Source organism: Sphingomonas sp. URJC2, assembly GCF_059803575.1.
Map to the genome: position 1 here is coordinate 1 of NZ_JAPFGX010000009.1, position 22,411 is coordinate 22,411.

20 protein-coding genes and 3 pseudogenes are annotated in these 22,411 nt (G+C 67.7%); 15 read left to right on the forward strand and 8 right to left on the reverse strand.

Translation table 11 applies throughout. The annotated features are described in order from the left end of the window. A pseudogene (locus OPU66_RS05410) lies at positions 1-261 on the reverse strand (DUF885 domain-containing protein); the annotation flags it as partial. Positions 262-442: 181 nt separating this feature from the next. Between OPU66_RS05410 and OPU66_RS05415 the strand changes: the two are divergent. The 5 genes from OPU66_RS05415 to OPU66_RS05435 are packed head-to-tail and all read left to right on the forward strand — an operon-like array spanning position 443 to position 3,777. Continuing rightward, positions 443-1,063, forward strand: coding sequence for a class I SAM-dependent methyltransferase (locus OPU66_RS05415; protein ID WP_498552596.1), 621 nt, complete (start codon positions 443-445; stop codon positions 1,061-1,063). Further along, a complete protein-coding gene (locus tag OPU66_RS05420; protein ID WP_498552597.1) occupies positions 1,060-2,169 on the forward strand; it encodes an S-(hydroxymethyl)glutathione dehydrogenase/class III alcohol dehydrogenase in 1,110 nt (369 codons plus the stop codon). Before OPU66_RS05415 ends, OPU66_RS05420 begins: the two co-directional genes overlap by 4 nt. Positions 2,170-2,196: 27 nt before the next feature. Next, a complete protein-coding gene (locus tag OPU66_RS05425) occupies positions 2,197-2,580 on the forward strand; it encodes a VOC family protein (RefSeq protein WP_160593396.1) in 384 nt (127 codons plus the stop codon). A gap of 25 nt (positions 2,581-2,605) precedes the next feature. Further along, positions 2,606-3,463: an S-formylglutathione hydrolase gene (gene fghA / locus OPU66_RS05430; protein ID WP_498552598.1), complete on the forward strand. Its 858-nt coding sequence runs from the start codon at positions 2,606-2,608 to the stop codon at positions 3,461-3,463. A gap of 41 nt (positions 3,464-3,504) precedes the next feature. After that, positions 3,505-3,777 carry a hypothetical protein gene (locus OPU66_RS05435; protein ID WP_498552599.1) on the forward strand — a complete coding sequence of 91 codons (273 nt, stop codon included), beginning with the start codon at positions 3,505-3,507 and terminating at the stop codon, positions 3,775-3,777. 94 nt (positions 3,778-3,871) lie between these two features. Here OPU66_RS05435 and OPU66_RS05440 read toward each other — a convergent pair whose 3' ends face one another. The 3 genes from OPU66_RS05440 to rplU all read right to left on the reverse strand — a co-directional run bounded on the left by OPU66_RS05440 (position 3,872) and on the right by rplU (position 5,275). Continuing rightward, positions 3,872-4,426: a GNAT family N-acetyltransferase gene (locus tag OPU66_RS05440; RefSeq protein WP_498552600.1), complete on the reverse strand. Its 555-nt coding sequence runs from the start codon at positions 4,424-4,426 to the stop codon at positions 3,872-3,874. 172 nt (positions 4,427-4,598) lie between these two features. Next, positions 4,599-4,868, reverse strand: coding sequence for a 50S ribosomal protein L27 (gene rpmA, locus OPU66_RS05445; protein WP_498552601.1), 270 nt, complete (start codon positions 4,866-4,868; stop codon positions 4,599-4,601). A gap of 38 nt (positions 4,869-4,906) precedes the next feature. Next, on the reverse strand, positions 4,907-5,275 hold the full coding sequence (gene rplU, locus OPU66_RS05450; RefSeq protein WP_498552602.1) for a 50S ribosomal protein L21: 369 nt from the start codon (positions 5,273-5,275) through the stop codon (positions 4,907-4,909). A gap of 191 nt (positions 5,276-5,466) precedes the next feature. Here rplU and gorA point away from each other — a divergent pair, with 191 nt between their 5' ends. Then, positions 5,467-6,810, forward strand: coding sequence for a glutathione-disulfide reductase (gene gorA, locus OPU66_RS05455; protein ID WP_498552603.1), 1,344 nt, complete (start codon positions 5,467-5,469; stop codon positions 6,808-6,810). 116 nt (positions 6,811-6,926) lie between these two features. On the opposite strand, the gene acs is transcribed toward gorA, so the two are convergent. Further along, positions 6,927-8,870, reverse strand: coding sequence for an acetate--CoA ligase (gene acs, locus OPU66_RS05460; RefSeq protein WP_498552604.1), 1,944 nt, complete (start codon positions 8,868-8,870; stop codon positions 6,927-6,929). Between the two features lie 179 nt (positions 8,871-9,049). Between acs and OPU66_RS05465 the strand changes: the two genes are divergently transcribed. The 8 genes from OPU66_RS05465 (at position 9,050) to OPU66_RS05500 (ending at position 18,811) form a co-directional block, all read left to right on the forward strand. Further along, complete coding sequence (locus tag OPU66_RS05465) at positions 9,050-10,066, forward strand: NAD-dependent epimerase/dehydratase family protein (RefSeq protein WP_498552605.1); 1,017 nt, start codon at positions 9,050-9,052, stop codon at positions 10,064-10,066. A gap of 103 nt (positions 10,067-10,169) precedes the next feature. Then, positions 10,170-11,702, forward strand: coding sequence for an acyl-CoA carboxylase subunit beta (locus tag OPU66_RS05470; protein WP_498552606.1), 1,533 nt, complete (start codon positions 10,170-10,172; stop codon positions 11,700-11,702). Between the two features lie 26 nt (positions 11,703-11,728). Next, positions 11,729-12,154 carry a methylmalonyl-CoA epimerase gene (gene mce / locus OPU66_RS05475; RefSeq protein WP_498552658.1) on the forward strand — a complete coding sequence of 142 codons (426 nt, stop codon included), beginning with the start codon at positions 11,729-11,731 and terminating at the stop codon, positions 12,152-12,154. 73 nt (positions 12,155-12,227) lie between these two features. Further along, complete coding sequence (locus tag OPU66_RS05480; protein WP_498552607.1) at positions 12,228-13,013, forward strand: enoyl-CoA hydratase-related protein; 786 nt, start codon at positions 12,228-12,230, stop codon at positions 13,011-13,013. Between the two features lie 43 nt (positions 13,014-13,056). Further along, positions 13,057-15,198 (forward strand): methylmalonyl-CoA mutase, encoded by a 2,142-nt coding sequence (gene scpA / locus OPU66_RS05485; RefSeq protein ID WP_498552608.1) that lies wholly within the window; start codon positions 13,057-13,059, stop codon positions 15,196-15,198. Positions 15,199-15,212: 14 nt separating this feature from the next. Then, entirely contained in the window at positions 15,213-16,232 is a 1,020-nt protein-coding gene (gene bioB / locus OPU66_RS05490; RefSeq protein ID WP_498552659.1) for a biotin synthase BioB, read from the forward strand. An 82-nt stretch (positions 16,233-16,314) separates the two neighbouring features. Continuing rightward, positions 16,315-18,312: an acetyl-CoA carboxylase biotin carboxylase subunit gene (locus OPU66_RS05495; protein WP_498552609.1), complete on the forward strand. Its 1,998-nt coding sequence runs from the start codon at positions 16,315-16,317 to the stop codon at positions 18,310-18,312. Between the two features lie 4 nt (positions 18,313-18,316). After that, the gene (locus tag OPU66_RS05500; RefSeq protein ID WP_498552610.1) at positions 18,317-18,811 is read left to right on the forward strand and encodes a molybdopterin-dependent oxidoreductase; all 495 of its coding nucleotides are present in this window, start codon (positions 18,317-18,319) and stop codon (positions 18,809-18,811) included. A 30-nt stretch (positions 18,812-18,841) separates the two neighbouring features. On the opposite strand, the gene galE is transcribed toward OPU66_RS05500, so the two are convergent. Continuing rightward, positions 18,842-19,855 (reverse strand): UDP-glucose 4-epimerase GalE, encoded by a 1,014-nt coding sequence (galE, locus tag OPU66_RS05505; RefSeq protein WP_498552611.1) that lies wholly within the window; start codon positions 19,853-19,855, stop codon positions 18,842-18,844. Positions 19,856-19,955: 100 nt separating this feature from the next. Between galE and OPU66_RS05510 the strand changes: the two genes are divergently transcribed. Continuing rightward, complete coding sequence (locus tag OPU66_RS05510) at positions 19,956-20,801, forward strand: metallophosphoesterase family protein (RefSeq protein ID WP_498552612.1); 846 nt, start codon at positions 19,956-19,958, stop codon at positions 20,799-20,801. A 108-nt stretch (positions 20,802-20,909) separates the two neighbouring features. Here the strand turns inward: OPU66_RS05510 and OPU66_RS05515 are convergent. Together OPU66_RS05515 and OPU66_RS05520 are read right to left on the reverse strand one after the other, a co-directional pair. Next, a pseudogene (locus OPU66_RS05515) lies at positions 20,910-21,014 on the reverse strand (PEPxxWA-CTERM sorting domain-containing protein); the annotation flags it as partial. Between the two features lie 465 nt (positions 21,015-21,479). Then, a pseudogene (locus tag OPU66_RS05520) lies at positions 21,480-22,172 on the reverse strand (trypsin-like serine protease); the annotation flags it as partial. Positions 22,173-22,411 lie beyond the last annotated feature (239 nt).

A 22,411-nucleotide genomic window follows, 5' to 3' on the forward strand; every position in this document is an offset into this window, starting at 1 on the left:
GCGCCGGGCCGCCCCGGCGCGCGACCGATCGTCGAGCCGGGCGCGCAGCCCCGCATTCGCCCCCTGATCGAGGCCGAGATTGGTCGCCTGTTCGGGGCTTTCGGCCAGCCGGTCGGCAAACATCCGGTCAAGCAGCGCGCGCAGCCGCGCATCATCCGGCCCGGTCGCGGTTGTGGCGGCGGCCGCCGCACGGGCGGCCCCCGGCATCATGCCCGTGAGCAGCGCGGCGCCTGCGGTGTGGACGAACTGGCGACGATCCATCTTTCTCTCCCTTGGCCGGTGCCGGTAAGGCGCACGCGCGCCTGAACATGGCTGTCCCGGAACGCGGCACCGGCCCGTTTTTCTGTCGGCAAACCCTTAAGTCGCCTGCCGTTTGACGCAAGCGGCCCGTGCCCCGCGCAGTTTTGTTGCACAAGCGCGCCGGTTTGCGCATGGAGGGGCGGTGGTTCGACACGCTATGCATGACTGGCTGAGCTTTGCCCAACGCCTCGCCCGCAATCCGCGCGCCGTGGGTGCCGTCAGCCCTTCCAGCCCGATTCTTGCTCAGGCCATGGCCGCGCAGGTCGATCCTGCCGCGCCCGGCCGTATCCTTGAGCTTGGCCCCGGCACCGGCGCGATCACCCGCGCGCTCGTCGCGCGCGGCGTGCCGCCGGCCCGGATCGTCGCGATCGAGGCCGATCCGACCTTTGCCCGGCTGCTCGGTGAGCGGATGCCGGGCGTCGAGGTGCGCCACGGCGATGCGATGAACGCCGCGGAGGTCGCCGCGCTCGGCCCGTTTTCGGCGATCATTTCCAGCCTGCCGCTGCTCAACTTTCCCGACGAGACGGTGGCGCGGTTCGTCGAATCGATGCTCGAGCTGCTGCCGCCGGGCGCGCCGTTCGTCCAATATTCCTATGGCGTGCGCGCGCCCGTCCCGCGTGAGGCCGATGTGCGCGTGCGGCTGGCGGGCACCGTGTGGCGCAACCTGCCCCCGGCCCGCATCTGGATTTTCGAATCGGCCCCGTCACGGGCCGTCCCCCGGCAGCCAAGCGCTGCCATCGTCGGAGAGGAAGCCCTGGCATGAAGACGCGCGCCGCAGTGGCGTTCGAGGCCAAACGGCCGCTGGAGATTGTCGAGCTGGATCTGGACGGGCCGCGCGCCGGCGAGGTGCTGGTCGAGATCATGGCGACCGGCATCTGCCACACCGATGCCTATACGCTTGACGGGCTGGACAGCGAGGGGCTGTTTCCCTCCGTGCTCGGCCATGAAGGGGCGGGCATCGTCCGCGAGGTCGGGGCCGGCGTCACCTCGGTCGTCCCGGGCGATCATGTCATCCCGCTCTACACCCCCGAATGCCGCCAGTGTAAATCCTGCCTGTCGGGCAAGACCAACCTGTGCACGGCGATCCGCGCGACCCAGGGCAAGGGGCTGATGCCCGACGGCACCACCCGCTTTTCCTACAAGGGCCAGCCGGTCCATCATTACATGGGCTGTTCGACCTTTTCGAACTTCACCGTGCTGCCCGAAATCGCAGTCGCCAAGATCCGCACCGACGCGCCCTTCCAGTCGAGCTGCTATATCGGCTGCGGCGTCACCACCGGCGTCGGCGCGGTGGTCAAGACCGCGCGGGTGGAGCCGGGGGCGAACTGCATCGTCTTCGGGCTGGGCGGCATCGGTCTCAACGTCATCCAGGGCCTGCGGATGGTGGGCGCGGACATGATCGTCGGCGTCGACATCAATCCCGCGAGAGAAGAATGGGGCCGCCGCTTCGGCATGACCCATTTCGTCGATCCGCGCACGGTGAGCGGCGATCTGGTCGCCCATCTGGTCGAACTGACCGGCGGCGGCGCGGACTATACGTTCGACTGCACCGGCAACACCGATGTCATGCGCACCGCGCTCGAGGCCTGTCATCGCGGCTGGGGCGAATCGGTCATCATCGGCGTGGCCGAAGCGGGGCGCGAGATCGCGACGCGGCCGTTCCAGCTCGTCACCGGGCGGGTGTGGAAGGGATCGGCCTTTGGCGGCGCGAAGGGGCGGACCGATGTGCCGCGCATCGTCGACTGGTATATGTCGGGCAAGATCGAGATCGATCCGATGATCACCCATGTCCTGACCCTCGACGAGATCAACAAGGGGTTCGATCTGATGCATGCGGGCGAGAGCATCCGCAGCGTCGTCGTCTATTGATCACCAGCAGAAGAGAGGAAGACCTGAATGTTCAGCCATGTGATGCTGGGCGCCGATGATATCGAGGCGTCGAAGCGGTTTTATGATGCGGCGCTGGGTGCGCTGGGCGTGCGCCCGGGCTTTGCCGATCCCAAGGGGCGGGTGATCTATTCGCACGCCGGCGGCCTGTTCATCATCACCAAGCCGATCAACGGCGAACCGGCGACCTGCGCCAATGGCGGGACGCTGGGTTTTGCCGCCGCGTCGCCCGAACAGGCCGATGCCTTTCATGCGGCGGGCGCGGCCAATGGCGGCACCCCGTGCGAAGATCCGCCCGGCGTGCGCGAAGGCGCGGGCATGAAGCTGTATCTCGCCTATCTGCGCGATCCGGCGGGCAACAAGATCTGCGCCATGTACCGGATGCCGCAGTAAGGCGGCGCGCATCGGGCCTGACGCGATGACCATCGAGCAGCTGTCCGCATGGCGGGCGCATGGCGGGGAACAGGGCGTCTATCGCCATGCCTCCGCCGCGACCGGCACCGACATGGTGTTTTCCGTGTTCGTGCCGGATCATGCGCCGGGCGTGCGGCTGCCGGTCGTCTGGTATCTGTCGGGCCTGACCTGCACCCATGCCAATGTGACCGAAAAGGGCGAGTTTCGCGCGGCCTGCGCGGAACTCGGCCTGATCTTCATCGCCCCCGACACCTCGCCGCGCGGCGACGGGGTGGCCGATGATCCCGGCTATGATCTGGGGCAGGGGGCGGGGTTTTACGTCGATGCGGTGCGCGCGCCCTGGGCGCCGCATTTCGCGATGCGCCGCTATATCGAGGACGAGCTGCCGGCGCTGGTCGCCGGGCATTTCCCCGCCGACATGGCCCGCCAGTCGATCATGGGCCATTCGATGGGCGGGCATGGCGCGCTGACCATCGCGCTGCGCAATCCGGGACGGTTCCGGGCAGTGTCGGCATTTGCGCCGATCGTCGCACCGTCGCAGGTGCCCTGGGGGCAAAAGGCGCTGGCCGCCTATCTGGGCGATGACCGGGCGGCGTGGCGCGCGCATGATGCGGTGGCGCTGATCGAGGATGGCGCGCGGCTGCCCGAACTGCTGGTCGATCAGGGGCTGGCCGATGCATTTCTGGATGAGCAGCTGCGGCCCGATCTGCTGGCGGTGGCTTGCGCCGATGCGGGCATCGCGCTCACGCTTCGCCGGCATATCGGCTATGATCACAGCTATTATTGCATATCCACGCTGATGGCGGATCAGCTCCGCTGGCACGCGGCGCGGCTGGCGGCCGTCGGGGTGCAGGCGGGATAGCAAGGCCGGTCCGCGCGTTCGGGCCGTGAAGGAGAAATGCCGTGTCGACGATTGATCAGCCGCTGAGCGGTGCCGCGAGCGCCGAAGACATCAAGGTCGGTGCCGCCCCGGCGGCCGGAACGGAGAATGTGGTGAACGAGATTGTGAAGTCCGCGACGCTGGCGAAGGAAGGCGAGGAAGCCGCCGAGGCCGGCAAGAATGCCGACAGCAACCGCAATGCCTGGATCGCCGCCGGCGTCGGCATCGGCTCGGCGGCGCTGGTCGCCGCCCTGCTTTACGCGAACAATCGCGGGCGCAACCGCAAAAAGGACTGATGCAGCCGCCGCCCCGGCGCGTGGCCGTGCCGGGGCGGGCTGAGATAGGACGGGCCGGGATGGGCCGGGCCGAGATGGGACGGGGCCAGGGCGTTCAGGCGGCGAGACAGCGCATGTCGTCGGTCGCGTCGCTGCTCATACCCTGTTCGAACTGCGCGCAATCGACCTCGCCCCCGCGTCCGCTGCTGAAGCGGCTGACGATCCGCCCGGTCGGGCGGAAGCCGAGCTTGCGCAGCACATGGCCCGATGCCGGATTGTCGAGCATGTGGCTGGCGCTCAGCCGCCGGATCTTCAGGCTGTCCTTGACGCCGGCGACGAACGCCCGCCCAGCTTCGGTCGCAAAGCCGAGGCCCCAGAAGGGGCGCGCGATCCAATAGCCCAGCTCGGGCGCATCGCCGTCGCGCGCCGGGCCAAGGCCGATCCCGCCGACCAGCCGCGGCGCGCCGCGCGTGCGGGCAAAGATCAGCAGGTTCGGGTGGCGCGGATCCGGCGTGCGGGCGAGGAATTCCTCCGCATCGGCCAGCCCGTAAGGCCAGGGCGCATAGGCAAGGTTGCGGATCACCGCCTCGTCGCCGATCGCGCGGGCAAGGGCGGGCGCATCCTCGCGCCAGCCGGGCCTCAGCAGCAATCTTGGGGTGCGCGCGAACATCTCCACTCTCCCGTCTTCGTGGCTGCGCCTGTGCCGGATTTCGGTGACAGGGCAGCGACATGGCCATGAGGGAGATGGAAAAAAGGGAGGCGGGGGCAACCCGTCTCCCTCATCATCCGCCGCAGCGGACTATCGGGTCGCCCCAGGGACGACCCGTAATCACGGTCGTCCGTTACTCGGCCGCTTCGGCCATCATGTCGACCGAACAATATTTGCGACCAAGCTTGCCTTCGTGGAAACGCACGCGGCCTTCGGCGGTCGCAAACAGGGTGTGGTCCTTGCCCAGCCCGACATTGCGGCCCGGATAGACCTTGGTCCCGCGCTGACGCACGATAATGTTGCCGGCGAGAACGGTCTCGCCGCCGAACTTCTTGACGCCGAGGCGGCGGCCAGCGGAGTCGCGGCCGTTGCGCGAGGAGCCGCCTGCTTTCTTATGTGCCATCTCTCGTTACCTTCTTTTCAGCTCGTTAAGGCCCAGGCTCAGGCGGCCGGAGCGGTGTCTTCGGCGGGCGCGGCCTTGGCGGCGCGCTTCTTGGCGGGCTTCGCCTCTTCGCCGCCGATCGACAGGATCTTCAGGATCGTGTGCTGCTGGCGATGGCCGTTCTTGCGGCGGTAGTTATGCCGACGGCGCTTCTTGAAGATGATGACCTTCTCGCCCTTGGCCTGGGCGACGATTTCCGCCGCCACGGTCAGGCCGTCAGTGGTCTTCAGCTCGCCGCCGTCGCCGGCCAGCAACACGTCGCCGAGCGTGATCCGCTCACCCGCCTCACCGGCGAGCTTTTCAACGACGATCTTGTCTCCTGCGGCAACGCGATACTGCTTGCCGCCCGTGCGCACGACTGCGAACATGGCCCTCATCACTCTTTCAAAGCTGGTCGCCGCGCGGGAATCCCCGCACGGGAAGAGCGCCCAGCTAGGCAAAACCGGCCCCCTTGTCAACCGCGCCAACGGTGCCAACCGCGCCTTCGCTGTGCCGGCAGGAATGGACGCGGCCGCCTATGCCACCCATATGGCAGCCCTGCACCATGGAGGACGGCCGGATGGACTTTGATTATGACCTGTTCGTGATCGGCGCGGGGTCGGGCGGGGTGCGCGCGGCGCGGGTGTCCGCCGCCTATGGCGCGCGCGTCGCCATTGCCGAGGATCATCAGGTCGGCGGCACCTGCGTGATCCGCGGCTGCGTGCCCAAAAAGCTGCTCGTCTATGGCGCGCATTTTGCCGAGGATCTGGCCGATGCGCGCCAGTTCGGCTGGGACGTGCCCGAATGCCGGTTCGACTGGGCGCGCCTGCGCGACACGGTGCTGGCCGAGGTCGCGCGGCTCAACCGTGCCTATACCGACACGCTCAACAACAACCGGGTCGAGATCATTCTCGAACGCGCCGTGGTCGCCGGGCCGAATCGCGTGCGGCTGGCGGGCGGGCGCGAGGTGACGGCGCGGCACATCCTGATCGCGACCGGCGCCTGGCCGGTGATCCCCGATGTGCCGGGGGCCGAACATGGCATCACGTCGAATGAGGTGTTCCATCTCGACACGCTGCCGCGCCGGGTGGTGATCGCCGGGGGCGGCTATATCGCCAATGAGTTTGCCGGCATCTTCCACCAGTTCGGCGCGCATGTGACGCTGATCAATCGCGGCGACACCATCCTGCGCGGCTATGACGAGGGGGTGCGCGACCGGCTGCTCCAGATCTCGATGACCAAGGGGATCGAGTTCCGCTTCAACACCCGCTTTGCCGACATTGCCCGGCGCGCGGATGGCACCTTGTCCATCACGCTCAGCACCGGCGATGTGATCGAGGCCGATCTGCTGCTGTTCGCCACCGGCCGCGCGCCCAACACCAGGGGGCTGGGGCTGGCCGAAGCGGGCGTCGCGCTCGACGAACAGGGCGCGGTGATCGTCGATGCCGACAACCGCACCAATGTGCCGGGCATCCATGCGGTCGGCGATGTCACCAACCGGGTGCAGCTGACCCCGGTGGCGATCCGCGAGGGTCAGGCCTTTGCCGACACGCTGTTCGGCAACAAGCCGTGGCGCGTCGATTATGACTGCATCCCCGCCGCCGTGTTCAGCCATCCGCCGCTCGCCGGGGTCGGCCTGACCGAAAGCGAGGCCAGAAATCGGCTGGGCGCGGTCAAGGTCTATACCTCCGATTTCCGGCCGATGAAGAATGTGCTCGCCGGGCGCAACGAACGCGCGCTCTACAAGATGATCTGCGATCCGGTGACCGAACGGGTCGTCGGCCTGCACATGATCGGCCCGGACGCGCCCGAAATCCTTCAGGCGGCGGCGATCGCGGTCAAGGCCGGGCTGACCAAGCAGCAGTTCGACCAGACCGTCGCGCTGCACCCGTCAATGGCCGAGGAGCTGGTGCTGATGCGCTGAGTGGGGATGTCGTAGCTTCGCTGGGAAGAACGGCACCGGGATTTGTTTGTTGGGAAGAACGGTACCGGCCCGCACCACAAACACCACCACCCGCGCCGAAAAACCCCGGCGTCCGTTCAGCCGGTAATCCGCCCCGCGATCAGCGCGTCGACCACCGCCGGATCGGCAAGCGTCGAGGTGTCGCCGATCGCGCCCGGTTCGCCCTCCGCAATCTTGCGCAGGATGCGGCGCATGATCTTGCCGCTGCGCGTCTTGGGCAAAGCCGGGGCGAACTGGATCGCGTCGGGCGTCGCGATGGGGCCGATTTCGGTGCGCACCCAGCCGACCAGCTCACGCGCCAGCGCATCCGACGGCGCGTCGTTGGCGTTCAGCGTGACAAAGGCATAGATGCCCTGGCCCTTCACGTCATGCGGCATGCCGACCACCGCGGCCTCGGCCACCTTGGGATGGGCGACGAGCGCGCTTTCGACCTCGGCCGTGCCCATGCGGTGGCCGGAGACGTTGATCACATCATCGACGCGCCCGGTGATCCAGTAATCGCCATCGGCGTCGCGGCGGCAGCCATCGCCGGTGAAATATTTGCCCGGATAGGTGGTGAAATAGGTCTGGAAGAAGCGGTCATGATCGCCCCACACGGTGCGCATCTGGCCGGGCCATGACCGGGCGATGACCAGATTGCCCTCGGTCGCGCCCGTCAGCACATTGCCTTCGGCATCGACGATCTGCGGATCGACGCCGGGCAGCGGTCGCGTCGCCGATCCGGGCTTGAGCGCGGTGGCGCCGGGCAGGGGGGCGATCATCGCCCCGCCGGTTTCGGTCTGCCACCATGTGTCGACGATCGGGCAGCGGCCTTCGCCGACAACGCGGTGATACCATTCCCACGCCTCGGGGTTGATCGGCTCGCCGACCGAACCGAGCAGGCGCAGCGATGCGCGGCTGGTGCGTGTCACCCATTCATCGCCCTCACGCATCAGCGCGCGCAGGGCGGTGGGGGCGGTGTAGAGAATCTCCACCCGGTGCCGGTCGACCACCTCCCAGATCCGCGCCGGGCTGGGCCAGTTCGGCACGCCTTCATAGATCAGCGTGGTCGCGCCGTTCGCCAGCGGGCCGTAGAGGATGTAGCTGTGGCCCGTCACCCAGCCGAGATCGGCGGCGCACCAGTAAATCTGGCCGGGCCGGTAATCGAACACCAGCTCATGCGTCAGGCTCGCCCAGACCAGATAGCCGCCGCCGGTGTGCAGCACGCCCTTGGGCTTGCCGGTCGAGCCTGAGGTGTAGAGGATGAACAGCGGGTCTTCCGCGCCCATCGGTTCGGCCGGGCATTGGCTGTCCGCCGCCGCCGCCAGATCCTGATAGACATGATCGCGCCCCGGGGTCATCGCCACTTCGGCCCCCGTCGCGCGCACCATGATCACCTGTTGCAGCGACGGCGCATGGGCGGCGGCGGCATCGACATTGGCCTTGAGCGGCACGCGCCGGCCGCCGCGCCGCCCTTCATCGGCGGTGATGACGATGCTGCTGTCGCAATCCTGGATGCGCCCGGCGAGCGCTTCGGGCGAAAAGCCGCCGAACACCACCGAATGGATCGCCCCTATCCGCGCACAGGCGAGCATCGCGAACGCCGCCTCCGGGATCATCGGCATATAGATGGTCACCCGGTCGCCGCGCTGCACGCCGCGCGCTTTCAGCACATTGGCGAACCGGCACACTTCGGTGTGAAGCTGGCGATAGGTGAAGCGGCGCGGCTCTTCATCGGGCGCATCGGGTTCCCAGATAATCGCGATCTGGTCGCCACGTTCGCGCAGATGGCGGTCGATGCAGTTGGCGCTGACGTTCAGCCGCCCGTCGGGATACCAGGCGATGCGGAAATCCTGCGCCGCGAACGACCAGTCGCCGGCGATTTCGGGGCGCTTCACCCAGTCGATCCGCCGCGCCTGTTCCAGCCAGAAACTGCCCGGATCGGCCAGCGAGCGGCCATAGAGCTTCTGATATTTGTCCGCGGTGACGCGCGCCTTTTTTCCCCAGGACGCCGGCACCGGATAGAGCTTGTCCCCGGCCATCAACCTCTCCCCTGACCCCGCTTTAGCCGAGACGTTCGGAGTTGCAAGCGAACCATTCCCGAATGGGCCGGGCGCTTGACGGCGCGGCACCGGTCCCGCAACTTGCATTGCAAATCAAAACCAAAACCGCCCCGGCAGGCACAGACTGCCGGGCGGCGCGGCAGGAGGGAGAGGGGCAGATGACGGGAACCGTGCTCGTGACCGGGGGCAGCGGCTATATCGCCGGCTTTGTCATCCGCCGGCTGGTCGAAACCGGCTGGACGGTGCGCGCGACGCTGCGCTCGCTCGCCCGCGAGGCCGAGGTGCGCGGCTGGCTGGGCGTCGACGATGCGCAGCTCAGCTTCGTCGCCGTCGACCTGACCGATGATGCCGGCTGGGCCGAGGCGATGGCCGGGTGCAGCCATGTCGCGCATCTCGCCTCGCCGTTGCCCACGGGCGCGCCCGCGCATGAGGATGATCTGATCGTGCCCGCGCGCGACGGGGCGCTGCGCGCGCTGCGCTTTGCCGCGGCGGCCGGGGTCGGGCGGGTGGTGATGACTTCGTCGGTCGCGGCCATCGCCTATGGCCATGGCGGAGAGCGCAGCCGCTTCACCGAGGCCGACTGGACGGTGGTCGACGGGCCGGGCGTCTATGCCTATCCCAAGTCCAAGACCATTGCCGAGCGCGCGGTGCGCGACTGGCTGGCGCAGGCGGGCGGCGGGCCGGAACTGGTCACCGTCAATCCCTCCGCCGTGCTCGGCCCGGTGCTCGGCCCCGATTTCTCGGCCTCGATCGAGGCGGTGAAGAAGCTCTTGGCCGGCGACCTGCCGGGGCTGCCCGATCTGGGGTTCGGCATCGTCGATGTGCGCGACGTCGCCGAGTTGCATGTCCGCTGCCTGACCGAGCCGGGGATTGCCGGCGAACGCTTCATCGCGTCGGGGCCGTTCCTGAAGCTTGCCGATATCGCCGCCGTGCTGCGCGATGAGATGGGAGAGGCGGCGCGGCGGGTGCCCAAGATGAAGCTGCCCGACATGCTGGTGCGCATGGCGGCGCGGTTCGACCCGGTGCTGGGGCAGGTGGTGGGCGAACTCGGCCATGTCCGCGAAACCCCGGCCGATCATGCCTGCGACCGGCTCGGCTGGGTGCCGCGCCCCTACCGCGACACCATCGTCGACACCGCGCGCAGCCTGATTGAACGCGGGATCGTGGCGGCCTGAGTTTGGGGGCGGCTGGGGCCGGGCCGGCTTTTTCCGGTTTGCGTTCCGGGCGCGGGCGCGCCAGAGAGCCGGCAAAATCGATAATCGGACTGTGGGGAGCGCGATGCAGACCATCCTCGACCAACTTGAACAGCGGCGTGCGGCCGCCCGGCTCGGCGGCGGGCAGAAGCGCATCGACGCGCAGCACGCCAAGGGCAAGCTGACCGCGCGCGAGCGGATCGAAGTGCTGCTCGATCCCGGCTCGTTCGAAGAGCTGGACATGTATGTCGAGCATAATTGCGTCGATTTCGGGATGGAGGCGCAGCGCATCCCCGGCGACGGCGTCGTCACCGGATCGGGCACGGTCAATGGCCGGCTGGTGTTCGTGTTCAGCCAGGATTTCACCGTTTTCGGCGGTTCGCTGTCTGAACGACACGCGCAAAAGATCTGCAAGATCATGGACATGGCGATGAAGGTCGGCGCACCGGTCATCGGCCTCAATGATTCGGGCGGCGCGCGCATTCAGGAAGGCGTGGCCTCGCTCGGCGGCTATGCCGAGGTGTTCCAGCGCAATGTGCTCGCCTCGGGCGTGGTGCCGCAGCTGTCGCTGATCATGGGGCCGTGCGCGGGCGGGGCCGTCTATTCCCCGGCTATGACCGACTTCATCTTCATGGTGAAGGACAGCTCCTACATGTTCGTGACCGGTCCCGATGTGGTCAAGACCGTCACCAACGAAGTGGTGACGCAGGAGGAACTGGGCGGGGCGATCACCCACACGACCAAGTCCGGCGTGGCCGACATGGCGTTTGAAAACGACATCGACGCGCTGCTCGCCGCGCGCGACTTCATCGATTTCCTGCCGCTGTCGAACCGCGAGCCGGTGCCCGAGCGGCCGACCAGCGACCCGTGGGACCGGACCGACGACAGCCTCGACACGCTGGTGCCGGCAAGCGCGACCCAGCCCTATGACATGCGCGAGCTGATCGCCAAGGTCGTCGACGAGGGCGATTTCTTCGAGCTTCAGCCCGGCCATGCCGGCAACATCCTGATCGGTTTCGGCCGGATCGAAGGGCGCACCGTCGGCATCGTCGCCAACCAGCCGATGGTGCTGGCCGGCTGTCTCGACATCAACAGCTCCAAAAAGGCCGGGCGCTTCGTGCGCTTCTGCGATGCGTTCGATATTCCGATCGTCACCTTTGTCGATGTGCCCGGCTTCCTGCCCGGCGTCGCGCAGGAGCATTCGGGGATCATCAAGCATGGCGCCAAGCTGCTCTTTGCCTATGCCGAGGCGACGGTGCCGAAAATCACCGTCATCACCCGCAAGGCCTATGGCGGGGCCTATGACGTGATGGCGTCCAAGCATCTGCGCGGCGACCTGAATTATGCCTGGCCGACCGCCGAGATCGCGGTGATGGGCGCAAAGGGCGCGGTCGAGATCATCTTCCGTCAGGATATCGGCGATGCCGAAAAGATCGCCGAGCGCACCGCCGAATATGAAGCGCGCTTCGCCAACCCGTTCGTCGCCGCGTCCAAGGGGTTCATCGACGAGGTGATCATGCCCCATTCGACGCGCCGCCGGATCGCGCTGGGCTTGCGCAAGCTGCGCAACAAGCAGCTCGAGAATCCGTGGAAGAAACACGACAACATCCCGCTGTGAGGGAGGAGCCGATGCAGGCTGACACGATGAAACTGGGCCGGCTCAATCATGTCGGCGTCGCCACCCCGTCGATTGCGGCGTCGATCGCCTTTTACCGCGAGGTGATGGGCGCGACGAAGATTCACAAGCCCTTCGACCTGCCAGCACAGGGGGTGAAGGTGTGTTTCGTCGACACGCCCAACACCCAGATCGAACTGATCGAGCCGCTGGGCGAGGCGTCGCCCATCCACGGCTTTCTGGCCAGGAACCCGGCCGGCGGGCAGCATCATCTGTGCTATGAGGTGCCCGACATTCATGCCGCCAAGGCGTGGTTCGAGGCCAAGGGCGCAAAGGTGCTGGGCGAACCGCGCATCGGCGCGCACGGCACGCCGATCTTCTTCGTCCATCCCAAGGATATGGGCGGCGTGCTGACCGAGATCATGGAAAGCCCCAAGGGCGACGCCGGGCATTGAGCGGGCGATCCGCAATGCCCGTCGCGCAACCGGCACCGGGCAAACCGGGCCGCACAGACTGAAGGGAGAGAGAATGAGCGCCTTCGACACGATCCTCACCGCCCGGGACGGCGATGTGCTGACCATCACCCTCAACCGGCCGGAGCGGCTGAATGCCGCGCCGCCGGAAATGTTCACCGAGATCCGGGCCGCGCTTGCCGATCTGGGCGGGGCGCGCGCGGTGCTGTTCGCCAGCACCGGCCGGGCCTTTTGCTCGGGCGCGGATCTGGCCGGCGGGCTGGACCGGGGCGGCGATCCGGCCGAGGCGACGCATCAGGCGCTGACCACCGCCTATAACCCCACGATGCAGGCGATTGCCCGGCTGGACGTGCCGGTGGTGAGCGCGGTGCGCGGCCCGGCCGCCGGCATCGGGTGCAGCCTCGCGCTCGCCGCCGATTTCTGCGTCGCCAGCGACACCGCCTATTTCCTGCAGGCTTTCGTCAATATCGGGCTGGTGCCCGATGGCGGGGCCAGCTGGATGCTGCCGCGCCTGATCGGCAAGGCGCGGGCCGCCGAAATGATGATGCTCGGCGAACGTGTGCCCGCCGAGACCGCGCTCGGCTGGGGCATGATCCACAAGGTGGTGCCCGATCAGGAGCTGGACGATACCGCCCGCGCGCTCGCCGCGCGGCTGGCCGCCGGGCCGACCCGCGCGCTGGGCGCGATGCGGCGGGCGCTGATCGGCGCGCTTGAGACCGACTATGCCGCTGCCATGGCTGCCGAGGCCGATGCCCAGCGCGACATGCGCCGCACGCAGGATTCGGTCGAAGGCGGGATGGCGTTTCTGGCCAAGCGCCGTCCGGCCTTTACCGGCCGGTGAACGGGCCCGCCCGGCCCTCAACAGCAATGGATCTGGTTTGACGATGAACGACACCCCCACCGGCCGCGCGGACTGGCAGGCGCTCCTCGACAAGGAGGTCAAGGGCCGCACTCTCGACTGGCAGACGCCAGAGGGCATCACCGTGCGGCCGCTCTACACCGCCGAGGATGTGGGGGACTGGGATCCCGGCCTGCCGGGCTTCGCGCCGTTCACGCGCGGGGTGCGCGCGTCCATGTATGCCGGGCGGCCCTGGACGATCCGCCAATATGCGGGCTTTTCGACCGCCGAGGAATCGAACGCCTTTTACCGCCGCAACCTTGCCGCCGGGCAGAAGGGCCTGTCGGTCGCGTTCGATCTGGCGACGCATCGCGGCTATGACAGCGATCATCCCCGCGTGGTCGGCGATGTCGGCAAGGCCGGGGTCGCCATCGACACGGTCGAGGACATGAAGATCCTGTTCGACGGCATTCCGCTCGACCAGATGTCGGTGTCGATGACGATGAACGGTGCAGTGATCCCGATCCTCGCCTTTTTCATCGTCGCCGGCGAGGAACAGGGCGTGCCGCCCGAAAAGCTGGACGGAACCATTCAGAACGACATTCTGAAGGAGTTCATGGTCCGCAACACCTATATCTATCCGCCCGAACCGTCGATGCGGATCATTTCGGACATCTTCGCCTATACCTCGGCGAACATGCCCAAGTTCAACTCGATCTCCATCTCCGGCTATCACATGCAGGAGGCCGGGGCGACGCAGGTGCAGGAACTGGCCTTCACCATCGCCGACGGCATGGAATATGTGAAATACGGTGTCGCATCGGGGCTGGACATCGACAAATTCGCCGGGCGGCTGAGCTTCTTCTTTGCCATCGGCATGAACTTTTTCATGGAAGTGGCAAAGCTGCGCGCGGCGCGCGTGCTGTGGCACCGGGTGATGACCAGGCTGGGCGCGAAGGACGAGCGCTCCAAGATGCTGCGCACCCATTGCCAGACCTCGGGCGTGTCGCTGACCGAGCAGGACCCCTATAACAACGTCATCCGAACGACGATCGAGGCGATGGCGGCGATGCTGGGCGGGACGCAGAGCCTGCACACCAATGCGCTTGACGAAGCCATTGCCCTGCCGACCGATTTTTCGGCGCGCATCGCCCGCAACACCCAGATCGTGATCCAGGAAGAAACGGGGATGACCAAGGTCGTCGATCCCCTTGGCGGGTCTTATTATGTCGAAAGCCTGACCCGCGAGCTGGTCGACCGGGCGTGGGAGATTATCGAGCGGGTCGAGGCCGAAGGCGGCATGGCGCGCGCGGTGGCCGCCGGCTGGCCCAAGGCGATGATCGAGGAGGCCGCCGCCGCCCGTCAGGCGCGGGTCGACCGGGGCGAGGATGTGATCGTCGGCGTCAACAAATACCGGCTGGCGAATGAAGAGCTGATCGAAACGCTTGAGGTCGACAATGCCCGTGTCCGCGAGGCGCAGATCGCGCGCATTGCCGCGGTGCGTGCCGCGCGCGACGAGGGCCGGGTGACGGCCGCGCTCGCGGCGCTGCGCGACGGCGCGCGCGGCCGCGCCAATCTGCTGGCGCTGGCGGTCGATGCGGCGCGCGCGCGCGCCACGCTGGGCGAGATTTCGGCGGCGATGGAGGATGTGTTCGGCCGCCATGCGACCGTTCCCAGCCCGGTGCGCGGCGTCTATGCCGCGCCTTATGCCGAGGACAGCCGCTGGCAGCAGGTGGTCGACGGCGTGGCGGCGGTCGAGCGGCGGCTGGGCCGCAAGCCGCGCATCCTGATCGCCAAAATGGGCCAGGACGGGCATGATCGGGGCGCGAACGTCATCGCCTCCGCCTTTGCCGATATGGGGTTCGACGTCGTCTCCGGCCCGCTGTTCCAGACGCCGGAGGAAACGGTGGTGCTGGCGCTCGACAGCGGCGTCGACATGGTCGGCGCATCCAGCCTTGCCGCCGGGCACAAGACGCTGATCCCCGAACTCATCCGCCTGCTCAAGGAAAAGGGGCGCGGCGACATCAAGGTCATCGCCGGCGGCGTCATCCCGCCCCAGGATTATGACTATCTGCGCGAAGCCGGGGTGCAGGGCATTTACGGCCCCGGATCGAATGTCGTCGAATGCGCGGCCGATGTGCTGCGCCTGCTTGGCCACAACATGCCCCCGGCCGAGGCGGCGGCATGAGCATGGCCGTTGAGATGACCGATCCGGCCGTGCGCCATGACTGGACCCGCGACGAGATTGCGGCGCTGTTCGACCTGCCGTTCACCGAGCTGCTGTTCCGCGCCGCGACCGTCCACCGCGCGCATCACGCCCCCGATCAGGTGCAGCTGTGCACTTTGCTGTCGATCAAGACCGGCGGCTGCCCGGAGGATTGCGGCTATTGTTCGCAGAGCGTGAAGGCCGATGCCGGCGTCGAGGCAACCAAGCTGATGGACGTGCAGGCGGTGCTGCAACGCGCCGCCGAGGCGAAGGACGCGGGCAGCCAGCGTTTCTGCATGGGCGCGGCCTGGCGCAACCCCAAGGACCGCGACATGCCCCGCATCGTCGAGATCGTGAAGGGCGTCCGCGCAATGGGGCTGGAGACGTGCATGACGCTGGGCATGCTCACGCCCGGACAGGCGGAGATGCTGGCCGAGGCCGGGCTTGATTATTACAACCACAATATCGACAGCAGCCCGGAATATTATGAGCGGGTGATCACGACCCGGACGATGGCCGACCGGCTGGATACGCTTGGCCATGTCCGCGCGGCGGGGATCAATGTCTGTTCGGGCGGCATTGTCGGCATGGGCGAGACGCGCGCCGACCGGGTGGGCTTTGTCCACACGCTGGCGACGCTCGAACGGCATCCCGAAAGCGTGCCGGTCAACGCGCTGGTGCCGGTCAAGGGCACGGTGCTGGGCGACATGCTGGCCGACACGCCGATGGCGAAGATCGACGATATCGAGTTTGTCCGCACGGTCGCGGTCGCGCGCATCACCATGCCGCTCAGCATGGTGCGCCTGTCGGCCGGGCGGGAGAGCATGAGCGAGGCGACGCAGGCGCTGGCGTTTCTGGCCGGGGCGAATTCGATCTTCACCGGCGACAGGCTGCTGACCGCGCCCAATGCCGGCGACGATGCCGATGGCGCGCTGTTCGCCCGGCTGGGGCTGACGCCGATGGCCGCCGAAGAGCCGATGCGCGCCGCGCGTGCCTGCGCCGGGGCCTGCGCCTAGGACAAGGGGGCCGGGCCGGCGTGCCCGGAACCGGGAACGAGACGATCAGGAACAAGACGATCGGGGACGAGGAAAAAACAAGATGTTCAAAAAGATCCTGATCGCCAATCGCGGCGAGATTGCGTGCCGGGTGATCCGCACCGCGCGCAGGATGGGCATTGCCACGGTGGCGGTCTATTCGGACGCGGACGCGCGCAGCCCGCATGTGATGATGGCGGACGAGGCGGTGCGGCTCGGCCCGCCGCCGGCGGCGCAGAGCTATCTGCTGGCCGATGAGATCATCGCTGCCTGCAAGGCGACGGGCGCGGAAGCGGTGCATCCGGGCTATGGCTTTCTGTCGGAACGCACCTCCTTTGCGCAGGCGCTGGCCGATGCCGGCATCGCCTTTATCGGCCCGCCGCCCGGCGCCATCGCCGCGATGGGCGACAAGATCGAATCCAAGAAGCTTGCCAAGGCGGCGGGGGTGAATGTCGTCCCCGGCTATCTGGGCGAGATTGCCGACACCGAGGAAGCGGTGCGGATCGCCGCCGAAATCGGCTTTCCGGTAATGATGAAGGCATCGGCCGGCGGCGGCGGCAAGGGCATGCGCCTTGCCTATTCCGAACAGGATGTCCGCGAAGGGTTCGAGGCAACCAAGCGCGAGGGGCTGGCGAGCTTTGGCGATGACCGGGTGTTCATCGAAAAGTTCATCGAAAGCCCGCGCCACATCGAAATTCAGGTGCTGGGCGACCAGCATGGCAACATCGTCTATCTGGGCGAGCGCGAATGTTCGGTGCAGCGCCGCCACCAGAAGGTGGTCGAGGAAGCGCCGTCGCCCTTCGTGACGCCCGAAATGCGCCGCGCGATGGGCGAACAGGCCGTCGCGCTGGCCCGCGCGGTCGGCTATTTCAGCGCCGGGACGGTCGAACTGATCGTCTCCGGGGCCGATACCACCGGCAAGAGCTTCTATTTCCTCGAAATGAACACCCGGCTTCAGGTCGAGCATCCGGTCACCGAATGCGTGACCGGGCTCGATCTGGTCGAACAGATGATCCGCGTCGCCGCGGGCGAGCCGCTCGGCTTCACCCAGGACGATGTCAGGCTGACCGGCTGGGCGATCGAAAACCGCGTCTATGCCGAGGATCCCTATCGCGGCTTCCTGCCGTCGACCGGGCGGCTGGTGCGTTACCGTCCGCCCGCCGAGGGCGCGGGCGTGCGCGTCGATGACGGCGTCGCCGAGGGCGGCGAGGTATCGATCTTCTACGATCCGATGATCGCCAAGCTGATCACCTGGGGCGACAGCCGCGCCGAGGCGATCGACCGCCAGATCGCCGCGCTCGACCGGTTCGAGATCGAGGGGCTGGGCCATAATATCGATTTCCTGTCGGCGCTGATGCAGCATCCGCGTTTCCGCGACGGGCGGCTGACCACCGGCTTCATCGCCGAGGAATATCCCGACGGCTTCCGCGGCGCGCCGGCTGCGGATGCGCTGATCGGTGCGCTGGCGGCAGTGGCGGCGATGATCGGCATCGAGACTGACGGCCGGGCGGGCGCGATCGACGGCCGGATGGGCGAGGCACCGCCGGCCGGCGACACGCGGATCGTGCGGATCGCCGGGCAGGAACTGGCGGTGATGCTGGCCGCTGCCGACGGGGCGCTGACCGCGCGGATTGGCGACGGCCCGGCGCTGGTGATCGACGGTCAGTGGCAGCCCGGCCAGCGGCTGTTCGAAGGCATGGTCGACGGCGCGCCGCTGAGCGTCAAGATCGCGCGTCAGGGCCGCCGCCTGCGGCTGACGGCGCGCGGCGCCAGCCATCTGGTCGACGTCTGGCGGCCGCATGTCGCGGCACTGGGCCGGCACATGATCGAGAAGGTGCCGCCCGATCTGTCTAAATATCTGCTCTGCCCGATGCCGGGCCTGTTGTCGGCCCTGCATGTCGGCCCCGGCGACCGGGTCGAGGCGGGCCAGCCGCTGGCCGTTGTCGAGGCGATGAAGATGGAAAACATCCTGCGCGCCGAAAAGGCCGGTGTGGTCAAATCGGTGTCGGCCAAGCCGGGCGACAGCCTGGCCGTCGATGCGGTGATTCTGGAGCTGGAATAAGGTCGTGGCCGGGCTGGGCGCGCTGGGTGCGCTTCTCGGCCTGATCGCCGCCTCGACCAGTGCCGGGGCGGCGGAGATGCCAGCCAGCCATCCCGTCGCCACCCACTCCGTCGATCCCGCGCTGCTGGCCGGTCTGCCGCGTCATCAGGCGCAGTTCACCGCCCATGGCCGGGCGCAAAGCTGTGACGGGGTCAGGCTCGCCGATCTGCTGGCGCGGCTCGGCCTGCCTGCCGGGCCGCAACTGCGCGGCGACGCGCTGCGGCTGATCGTGCTGGCCGAGGGGCGCGACGGTTACAGCGTGGCATTCAGCGCGGGCGAGCTGGACCCCTTGCTCGGCAATCGCCCGGTGCTGGTCGCGGATCGTTGCGACGGGCAGGCGCTGACCGGGGAGGACGGCCCGTTCCGGCTTGTCGCGCCCGGCGAGGCCCGCGCCGCCCGCTCGGTCCGCCAGCTTGAGCGGCTGCATGTGATCCGGCTGTCGCCGGCGTCAGCGCCCTGATCCGGCGCGTTTTCCGTCATTGAACAGGCGTCAGGCCGCCGCCCTGCCGGCCCGGCGCGCGGCCAGCCTTTCTTCCCATGCGATGGCATCGGCGATGATCGCCTCCAGATCGTCATGCGCGGGCCGCCAGGGCAAGGTGGCGAGGATCGCGCGATTGTCGGCAACCAGCTCGGGCGGATCGCCGGGGCGGCGCTCGGCGATCACACGCGCGATTGCCCGGCCGGTCACCCGGTCGACGGCATCGAGCACCTCCAGCACCGAAAATCCCCGGCCATAGCCGCAGTTGAGCACCATATTCTCATCCGGCACCGCCATCAGCCGTTCGAGCGCGTGCAGATGCGCGGCGGCCAGATCGCTGACATGGATATAGTCGCGCACACAGGTGCCATCGGCGGTCGGATAATCGCTGCCGAATACCGAAATCCGGTCGCGCAGGCCGATCGCCGCTTCGGCCGCGATCTTGATCAAATGGGTGGCGACCGCGCTCGACTGGCCCGACCGGCCCTGCGGATCGGCCCCGGCAACGTTGAAATAGCGCAGCGCGCAGTAATTCAGCGGGTGCGCGCGCGCGACATCGGCCAGCATCTGTTCGGTCATCAGCTTTGACCGGCCATAGGGATTGATCGGCACCGTCGGCGCGGTTTCGGGGATCGGCGAGACCGGCGGCTGGCCATAGGTTGCAGCCGTTGACGAAAACAGCAGATGGCGGACCCCGGCCCCGAGCGCGGTATCGATCAGGTTTGCCGAGGCGGCGGTGTTGTTGCGGTAATATTTGAGCGGGTCGGTCACCGACTCCGCGACCAGAATCGATCCCGCGAAATGGATGATCGCCCGGATGTCATGCGCGCGCAGCACCTCAGCCACCAGCGCGGAATCGGCAATGTCGCCGACGATCAGCAACGCGCGCGGATCGACCGCCCAGTCAAATCCGGTGACGAGCGTGTCGAGCACGATCACCGGATAGCCGGCGTCGAGCAGCGCGAGCACCGCGTGGCTGCCGATATAGCCGGCCCCGCCGGTCACGAGAATGGTCGGTCTGGACATCGAACTCCCTTTAACCGTGCGCGGCGAACACACAAAGTCCGGGCCGATGCGATTGTTCCCGCGTTGCCATGGCGGGGGTCGATCGGGCAGGGGAGAGGCCATGCACCGGCTGTTTCATGTGAGCGATCTGCATTTCGGGCGCGAGGATGTGCAGGCGATCGACTGGTTCCGGGAGCGGGTCGCGGCCGAACGCCCCGACGCCGTGGCGATCACCGGCGACCTGACGATGCGCGCCCGCCACCGCGAGTTCGCCGCCGCCTGTGACTATATCCTGTCGCTTGCCGCGCCCGTGACGGTCGAGGTTGGCAATCACGATCTGCCCTATTTCAACCTGGTCGAACGATTCGCCGCCCCCTATCGCCGCATCCGCCGGATCGAACGGCTGGTCGAGCGCGAGATCGATCTGCCCGGCGTCTCGCTGGTGCCGCTCAAGACCACGGCGCGGGCGCAGTGGCGGCTCGACTGGTCCAAGGGGTGCGTGACCCCGGCGGCGCTGCGCCACACGCTCGATGCCATCGGCGCGCTGTCCGACCCGCAAATGGTGCTCGTCACCGCCCATCATCCGCTGGTTGAGGCGAACACGAGGGGCCGGGCACTGACCCGGGGCGGGGAGCGGGCGCTGGCCGCGCTCGCCGCCGCCGGGGTAACGGCGGTGCTGACCGGCCATGTCCATGATCCGTTCGATCTGGTGAAGCTGACGCCCGCAGGCCCGATCCGCATGATCGGCGCGGGCACATTGTCGCAGCGGCTGCGCTCGACCCCGCCCAGCTTCAACGAACTGCGGATCGGGCGCGGCGGGCTGGAGGTGCGGGTGCGCACGCTGGGCGAGGTCCGGCAGGCCGACATGATGATCGACCGCGTGCCCGAAGATGCCGAGCCGCCCGGGCCGGGGGATCCGGTGGCACCGATTGCCGGCCGGCACGCGGGCGTGCCCGATCCGGCCTGAAGCTGTCAGCAACCTTCAGGCAGTCCGTCGGGCACAACCGGAAGCGGAAATGAAAAGGCCCCGCCCTGCGCGTGCAGGACGGGGCCATTTTCTTCGATCAGGCAAAGATCAGGCGAAGCTGACCTTGCGCGCGCGGGCGCGCATGCCGGCACCGACGATGCCGAAGCCCAGGATCATCATGCCCCAGGTCGCCGGCTCCGGCACCGCATCGGCCAGGAACTGGCGATGGATGTAGAGCGGCACGAACCCGTTCAGCTCACCGAACGAGCTGTTGAGGCCGCCGCCAATGTCGCCAAAGGACGGGCCGAAGCTCAGGCCATAGGACGTGACCGAGATGATCCGGCCATCGGCACCGAACTGCGGGCCACCCGAATCGCCGCCGGCGACGCTGACTTCGCGCGCACCGCGGCCGAGGTCGCAATATTTCGCGCTCGACGCGACGCCGAGACCGTTGACCGCAAGGCGGCACGAGGCGTCATTGGCCGCGAGGCCGTTGTCGAAGTCCGACACATAGGAGTATTCCACTTCGGCCTTGCCGAAGAAGTTCTCGCCACTGGCGTCACGGTCGGTCCAGAAGCCGTCGAAATCGGCGTCGCCGAACCGGAAGTCCATGCGGTTGTCGCCTTCGCGCAGGCGGCCGGTGCCGAGATTGGCGCCGACATTGCCGCCGGCGTCGGAGCGACGGCCATAGCCGGCGACGGTGAAGTCACGGCCGGTCAGATCCGGGCCGAGGTCCAGTTCGTACGAGGTCGCCCAGATCGGCGCGTCTTCGCCCAGGCGGATGATCGCGATGTCGTTCTGGTCGATGACTTCGCCGGTGTAGTTCTGGTTGACCGAGATGCCGATCGCGGTGCGCGCGACCGAATCGACCGGGTTGTTCGACACGATGGTGTCGGGGTTGTTGCCGCCATAGAACCACGCCGTGGTGGTGCGCGGACCTTCGGTGCCGGCCCCGTCCGACACGCAGTGCGCGGCGGTCAGGATCGAGCGGCGGTCAGGCAGCAGCGAGCCGGTGCAGATGAACGAGCCGCCGGGACCATAGTCCATGATCAGCGCGACGACGCCCGAGCGCTGCGGCATCGGGGCCACGTTGAGCGTGCTGCCGCCGCTGGCGAGCGTGGCGGTGGAACCGGTGCCGACGATGCGGCTCTGCGCCGTCCAGCTGAGACCGTTCGAGCTGCCGCTCTGGATCTTCGGGCCGACCTGCGCCTGAGCAGCCATCGGGAAGGCGAGCGCGGCGGCGCCGAGCAGGCCAATAACCTTATACGACATTACAAAACCCCCTTGGTGTGAGGCAGCGCTGACGACACCCAGGCCCCGCCGGGGGAATGGACACCGACCCGCTGAGCGACCGACCCCATGCGGTCGCATGTCGATGACAATGCCGTGTCGGAAAGGTTAATCAAGTCTTAAACGTATGTTTATGGCCCACGTCCCGTTGCGGGACATGGGTAACAAAGCTGCGCCAAGCCGCTGCGGTGCAATGCAAAAATGCCCCGGTTCGATCCGAAATGGCGCGATATTGCGCGGTTCGCTGCCGCATCCGGCGGCGCGCGGCCATGAAAAAAGGGGCCCCGGACCATGTCCGGGACCCCTGATTTCGGCCATGC